Raw genomic sequence first — 6,881 nt, 5'->3', positions numbered from 1 at the left:
GGCGGGGACGCGGCGACGGCAGCTACACCGTCCGCACGCTGCCCGCCTCCGCCCGCCCCCTGCCCGGCACCACCATCACCCTCACACCGCGCACGGACGCCGGCGAATGGACCGGGCCGGTGCAGGTGCACGCGCTGGCCCGGCACTTCGGCTCCCTGCTGCGCCACCCCGTGACCTTCGACGACGGCACGGGCGGCCCGGGAGCGCCCGTCAACCCCGAACCCGCTCCCTGGGCCCGCACCTACCCGACGCCGGGGTCCCGTGCCCGCGCCCTGGCCGCGTACGGCGAAGCGGTCTTCGGGTTCACGCCACTGGACACCATCGAGCTGGACCTGCCGGCCGTGGGCCTGAAGGGCATCGCGTGCGTACTGCCCGAGACGGTGCCCGCCGGGCGTCGTCACGGCCACCGCGTACACGTCAAGGGCATGCTGCTGTCCGAACAGGCGGAGGAGATGCTGCCCGAGTGGGCGTTCTTCGTCCGCTGCGTCGTCGACGCCGAGAGCCTGCGCCCGACCGCGTCCCGCGAGTCCCTGTACGAGGACGACACCCTAGCCGCCGTGCGTGACGCCCTCGCCGAGCGGCTGCGCGCATGGATCGCCCGGGCCGCCGCCAGCGACCCGGATCTGCTCACCCGCTTCCTCCACGCCCACCACCTGGCCGTGAAGTCGCTCGCGGTGCACGACGACGAGATCCTGCGGATGCTGCTGCCCTGGCTGCCGTTCGAGACCACCGACGGGCACACGACCCTCGACGCGTTCGCCCGCACCCACCGCACCGTCCTCGTGACGTCGAGCGTGGAGGAGTTCCGGCAGGTGGCGGCGATCGCCTCGGCCGCCGGGCTCGGCGTCGTCAACGGCGGCTACACCTACGACCGCGAGCTGGTCCACCGGCTGCCCGAGATCCGGGTCGAGGCCAGCGTCGCCGACCTCGACCCGACGACCCTCACCGCCCACCTCGACCCGGTGGACCGCGAAACGGAACTGGCCGCCGCCGCCTACCTCGCCCAGGCCCGTGACGCCCTCGCCGTCTTCGACTGCGACGTCGCGCTGCGTACCTTCCAGCCCGTCTCCGCCCCCGCCCTCCTCCTCGACAGCCGCGAGGCCCGGCACGAGCGCACCCGCTCCCAGCTCGCCCGCGAGCAGGAAGGCGGGCTGTGGGGCGACATCCTCGGCGCCCTGCGGCAGGAGGCTCCGCGGGCCCAGCTCATCCTCAACCAGCTCAACCCGCTGGTCCGCACCGCCATATCCATCGACGCACCCGAACTGGCGCGTACCAGCGCCGAAGCCCTCTACGGGCAGGCCGCGCTGCTCTCCCGGCGACCGCTGAGGCCCTCGGAATCGAGCCTCATCAACCGCTCCTTCCTCGACCTTCTCGCCCACGCCCTCCGCAAGGACAGCTGACGATGCCGACCCCGCCCCAGACCACCGACGAGCTGTACCAGGCGCTCCAGGAGAACGACCGGCGCCCCTACGGCCGCACCCGCACCGTCACCGCCGAGGAACTCGTCGAGGCGGCCGAACAGTTCGCCGAACCGATCCCGCTCGTCCGGGCGCTCCTCGAACTTCAGGAGGCGTACACCTACGGCTCCGAACCCCGCAAGTCGCCCGTGGTCTTCGCCCGCCTGCTCACCCTCTTCGACGAGCAGCCCGACGTCTTCGACGAACGCCTGCGCCACATGCTGTTCTGGCGGTTCAAGTGGGTGGCCAACGCCCTGCGCGCCCTCCCCGAGATACCGCTGGCCGGCCTGCGGCAGTGGCTCACGGAGATGCGCGCCCGGTACGAGAAGGCCGGCCTGGGCCTCCAGCCGTACTACGGACAGGCGTACCAGCTCGCCGCCCACATCGGCGAGGACACCGCCCTCGCCTACGAGCTGTGGGCGGCACGCGCCCGCACCCAGCTCAGCGACTGCGAGGCCTGCGAGATCTGCGAGCGCGCCCTCCACCACCTCACGGCGGGCGACGACGAGCGGGCCCTGCGCGCCTGGGAACCGGTCCTGGCCGGGCAGGCCTCCTGCCAGGAGGAGCCGGCCCGCTCCGCGTCCTACGCGCTGCTGCCCCTGCTGCGCACCGGCCGCACCGACGAGGCCCGCACACTGCACCTCTCCGGCTACCGCGCCTGCCGCCGCAACCCCTCGATGGCCGGAGAGGTCGGCCGGCACCTGGAGTTCTGCGCGCTGACCGGCAACGAGGCACGCGGCCTGGAACTGCTCGCCGAGAACCGGGGCCTGCTCGACGAGGTGGAGTCACCGCTGGACCTGTTCCACTTCCTCACCGGTGTGGAGGTCCTCCTCCGGCGCGTCGAACTCCTCGGCCACGGCGAACTGCCCGCCGCCGGACACGCCGGCCGTACCTGGACGGTCACCGCCCTGCGCGCCGAGGTGGAGAACCGCGCCGGCGACCTCGCCGCCCGCTTCGACACCCGCAACGGGACCACCGCCCACACCGACCGTCGCAGGGCCCGCCTCGACCGCGCCCCGCTCCTGGACGCGCTGGAACTGACCCTGCGCACCCGCGGCTTCGACGACCTCGCCCCGGCCGCCCCCACCACCGCGCCCGCCGTTCGCGAGGCCACCGGTGACTCCGAGTCGCTGTCGGAACTCATCCTGCGGGCGCGGGCCCTGGACGAGGCGGGGCACCCGGACGCCCGGGCCTGCTGGGCGCGGCTGCGTACCCTCGCCACCGCCCGCGACTACACCCACCCCGACGACCCGGCGGTGGGCACGCTCCTGCACCTGCGCGCGGACCTGGTGGCGGACGAGGCGAACCGGGCAGGGGAGAAGGACGAGCACTCCGTTGCCGCCGCGCGCTACGAAGAGGGCGCGGGCCTCTACGAGGACGCCGGTCTGCCGGGCCATGCGGCGGTCGCCCGTGCCTGTGCGTCGCTCGCCTCCGCGGAGATCCCGGCGGAGGACGGTGACAGGACCGAGGCGAAGGTGGCCGCGCTGACCGCCGCCCACGCGGCCATGGTCCGCCTGCACGAGGAGACCCCCGGTCTCACCCCTTACCAGGAGGCCCGCCTGCTGCGGCTGCGGGCGACCGCTCTCGGCCTGCGCCTGCAGACGTCGGGGAACGAGGAACACGCCGCCCCGGTCCTCGCCGAGGCGGACCTGCTGCACGAGTTCGCCACCCGTCACGACATCATCGGCCAGATCTCCGGCGCCGAGGCCCTGCGGTGCAGTACCCACGCCCTCACCGGCGACCTGCCCGCCGCGGTCACCGAGATCGGCGCACTCCTCCACCGGCTGAGGGAGCACGGCCCCGCCTGGCACCTGCCCCGTACGCTCTCCCTGCGCGGCCGGCTCCAGCTCGGCCTCGGAGACGTCCAGCAGGCGCACGCGGACCTGACCGAAGGGCTGCGCCTCGCCGCCGACTGGCCCGCCGACGCGGTCGACGCCGCTCGCCTCCACACCGACCTGGCCGGGGCGTGCATGCACCTGGGCCGCCCCGACGAGGCACTGCGCCACCTGACGTGCTCGGCGGAACTGGACCTGCGCCACGGCAGCCGCACCGACGCGTTCTGCGCCTACAGCAACGCGGCCCAGCTCAGTCTGGATCTGGGCCGCGTCGAGGACTGCATCGCCCTGCTCGACTCCCTCCTGTCCGAACCGGATGTCGTGAACGGGGAGTTGGACGATCGCCTCGTGGCCCAGCTGCGCCTGACCCGTGCCCGCGCCCTGCGCGAGGGGGAGGACGCCAAGGCGGCGACCGCGGAGTTCGTCTCCCTGGCGGCCGAGTCGGCCGGCTGGGACGACGACCCGGGCAGCCACGCCATGATCGTCGCGGAGACAGCGACACTCCTCGGCGAGACCGGCGAGACCGGCGAGTTCGGCCGGGCCCGCGAGGTAGCGGACCAGGCGATCGCCGCCCACGCGAAATCCCCCCGCTACGAGCAGCTCAGCAGTTGCCTGCGCGAACTCGCCCGCCTCCAGGCCCAGCGAGAGAAGGCCGACGGACTCGCCGGCGCCCTCGCCTTCCTATCCGACGCCGGCCGCATCGCCGACGAGGCCCGCGCCGCCGGGTACGAGGCTCAGGGCCGCCCCCTGGACGCCGCCCTCGCCTACGAACACGGACGGGTCAACGCCTACGCCGGCGCGTACGAGGACGCCTTGGCCGCCCTCGACGAGGCCCTCGCCCTGCTCGGCGAGCCGGGGACGGAGGCGGGCATTGCCCGCGAGTGGGCCGAGTGCGTACGCCTCGCGGGCGCAGTGGAGGGCATCTACCTGGAACGCGCCGACCCCGCCATCGCCCGGCTCGACGCGGGGGCCTCCCGCCTGACCGCTCTCGGCCACACGGAGATGACCGAGCCCCTGACCTCTCTGGTGGCCCGGCTGCGCGACGAGGAGTGACGGCCGCCCCCGCGGACGGCCGGGCGCACGGGGCGCACGTACGCCGAGCGCCGGACGCGGGTGCTTCACGTCCCGTCGGCGCCGACGGGACGTGAAGCAGAGTCCGGCCGCCCACATCCACCGCGAACAGGCGGCGACGGCCGCCGGAAACCTCCTTCAGGGTCTGCCAGCAGCTGAGGCCCTCGCCGGGCTCGACGGCCAGAACCTGGGTGAAGCGCTCGTGGATGTCGATACGGCTCTGCACCTGTCCGGGTTGCCACCGCTCGGGAACATCTCGTCGAACTGTGCTCGGAGAGCACGAACTCGGCGGCCGTGGACCGCGCGCCCGCTTTCTGGGCGACCGCTGTCGGAGCGAGGACCAGGGTCAGAGGGTGGCGGCCGCACCGGTGGCGGCCAGGAGTGCGAGTTCGCGGGACTGCACGAGGGCGACTCCTGGACGAAGGCGAGGCGGGCGGGAACTCGGGAGGGGGCTTGTCGTGCAAAGCCCCCTCCCGAGATCGGGCGAGGTCGGCAGACCCGGGAGGGGGCACCGCTCTCCGGCCTCGCCCCACTCGATGCGTCAGGCGCCGACGTTGACGTCGATGCAGGCGTAGAACGCGTTGTCGGTGTCGGCCACGTTCCACACGGCGAGCACCTTCTGCTGTCCTGTGACGCCGCCGAAGTCGACCTCGTGGTTCACCACGGCGCCCGGCTTGGCGCCGCCGTCGTCGAACACAGCGATCCGCTGACCGCCGACGTAGTACTCCCAGGTGCTGGTGGAGTGCTGAGCGGTGAGCTTCCAGGAGAACGTCGTGTTCTTCGGGACCGGGGTGACGGCCCAGCCCTTGCTGTCGTCGTCGAGCTCCGCGAAGCGGCTGTTCCCGCCGCTGCAACTGGTCAGGCCCTTGGGCCCTTCGACGCTCTGGGGTTCGTACGTGATGTCCCCGCAAGACACCGTTCCCGCGGCGCACTGAGCCTGCCGACTGGGCGGATCCGAGATGTAGCCGTGGGCGCTCGCCGACCCGGCGGGCAGACTGATCGCGATGACGGGGGCCAGGGCCGCACCGATCAGTGCCGCTGTCTTCCTGCTGGTGTGCATACGGAACTCCTTCACATCAGGCCGCTCCGGGGCGTGTGCGGTCATATGTGGGGGTGACCGCACGTGCCGGGTACGGCCTCTGGGTGGGGCCAAGAAGCGCGAAGGTCACGCGCACTCGCCGTCCTCGTCGGCGTGCGGAGATGCCGACAGGGCCCAACTCCGGAAGCGGAGCGGCGAGTTCTGTTGGACTAGACCATACAAGCGGACGTGTTCGTGTCAAGCATGTGACACGGCATCGACTGCGGGCGTCATCGGGTGTCGGCCGGTCGCCTCTGCCCAGGGGGAGCGGCTCCAGGTTCCTCCAGCCCCGGTGACCAGGCGGGTGGCGGAGCCGGCCGGCCGGCGTCCGCCTCCGCCGCCCTTCCCCTCGGCTGCCCGCAGCCCGTCGTAGGTCAGCTCCGGCCATCACCATTGTGCTGGCTGCTGGCTGCTGGCTGCTGGCTGCTGGCTGCTGGCTGCTGGCTGCGGGCTCGGCCTCCGCCTCCGCCTACGAGACCGATCCCGACGGCTTCCACCTGGACGGCGCTCGGGTGACTCACGGCGCGTGTCCGGCGGGTGGGCGGGCCGTACCTTCCCGGAGGCTGGGGGCACTGCGCGATCCGGACGGTGTGGACGGGCGAGTGATCGCAGCTCGTCGAGGGTCGACGGCCGGCCGCTGACACGGGCTGTCCCTTGGGCTGCGGCTGGGTGGTCAGCCCGTCACACTGGCCGTTGCCGGGGGAGTTCGGCCTGTCGCACCGCGTCGGAGGCCAGGGCGATGGCCACACCCAGGCCGGCGAAGATGCCGCAGGCGACGAACACCGGGGCGGCGCCCCAGGCTCCGATGGCGGCACCGACCAGCGGATAGCTGAGGGGGGCGAGGCCGACCATGGTGAGCATGACGACGGAGGTGACCCGGCCCAGATAGGCCGGGTCTGTAGCGGTCTGGATGAGGGCGGTGTCCAGGCTGCCGAAGACGCCGGCACACAGTCCGACGGCCGCAGCCAGCACCGCTGCTAGCCACATGGTCGGCACCAGAGCGATCGTGGCCGCACCTGCGCAGCCCGCGAGTAGCGTCCCGGCCATCATCAGGCCGGCGCGCGGCAGCCAACCGGCGATCGCGAGGAGCGCGGCGCTGGCCGCAGCTCCTGCGCTGAAGCTGCTGACGATCCAGCCGTAGCCGGAAGGACCCCAGCCGCGTTCGGCGTTGAGGAGCACCATGCCGACGTTGAGGGTGCCGGTGAGGCCGAGTTCGCAGATGGCGCCGACGGCGACGAGCGGGCCGATGAGGCGGTGGCGGCGGATGTAGCGCAGGCCGTCGAGCAGGTCCTGCCGCGCGGTGCCGGGCTCCGGCCGCTCCGTGACGGGCGCCACGAGGGGGCGTATCCGCATGGTCAGCAGGAGTGGCAGGGACAGGGCGATGAGCAGTCCGGCAACGGTGAAGGCGGCCGCGGGCCCACCGATTCCCATGGCGAGGCC

Annotated in this window: 4 protein-coding genes; 2 read left to right on the top strand and 2 right to left on the bottom strand. The window is 73.0% G+C overall.

Annotated features, from left to right (window positions below; translation table 11 throughout):
• Both IH13_RS0121760 and IH13_RS0121755 read left to right on the top strand, forming a co-directional pair.
• The coding region (locus IH13_RS0121760; protein ID WP_031086951.1) for an HSP90 family protein at window positions 1-1,400 on the top strand (1,400 nt) is incomplete at its 5' end.
• 2 nt (window positions 1,401-1,402) lie between these two features.
• Window positions 1,403-4,345, top strand: a complete 2,943-nt coding sequence (locus tag IH13_RS0121755; protein ID WP_031086950.1) for a hypothetical protein — start codon at window positions 1,403-1,405, stop codon at window positions 4,343-4,345.
• A 559-nt stretch (window positions 4,346-4,904) separates the two neighbouring features.
• Here IH13_RS0121755 and IH13_RS0121750 read toward each other — a convergent pair.
• Complete coding sequence (locus tag IH13_RS0121750; RefSeq protein ID WP_031086949.1) at window positions 4,905-5,423, bottom strand: lytic polysaccharide monooxygenase auxiliary activity family 9 protein; 519 nt, start codon at window positions 5,421-5,423, stop codon at window positions 4,905-4,907.
• 699 nt (window positions 5,424-6,122) lie between these two features.
• Window positions 6,123-6,881, bottom strand: a 759-nt coding sequence (locus IH13_RS0121745; protein ID WP_031086947.1) for an MFS transporter, incomplete at its 5' end; no start/stop codon positions are given.

This window comes from Streptomyces sp. NRRL WC-3549 (genome assembly GCF_000721935.1).
Taxonomy (GTDB): Bacteria; Actinomycetota; Actinomycetes; order Streptomycetales; family Streptomycetaceae; genus Streptomyces.
Note: the sequence above shows the minus strand (reverse complement) of the source record. Positions and strands in the feature narration are given on the sequence as shown.

Coding starts and splice junctions, on each gene's coding strand:
- IH13_RS0121755 (WP_031086950.1), top strand. CDS start 1,403: ATGCCGACCCCGCCCCAGACCACCGACGAGCTGTACCAGGCGCTCCAG.
- IH13_RS0121750 (WP_031086949.1), bottom strand. CDS start 5,423: ATGCACACCAGCAGGAAGACAGCGGCACTGATCGGTGCGGCCCTGGCC.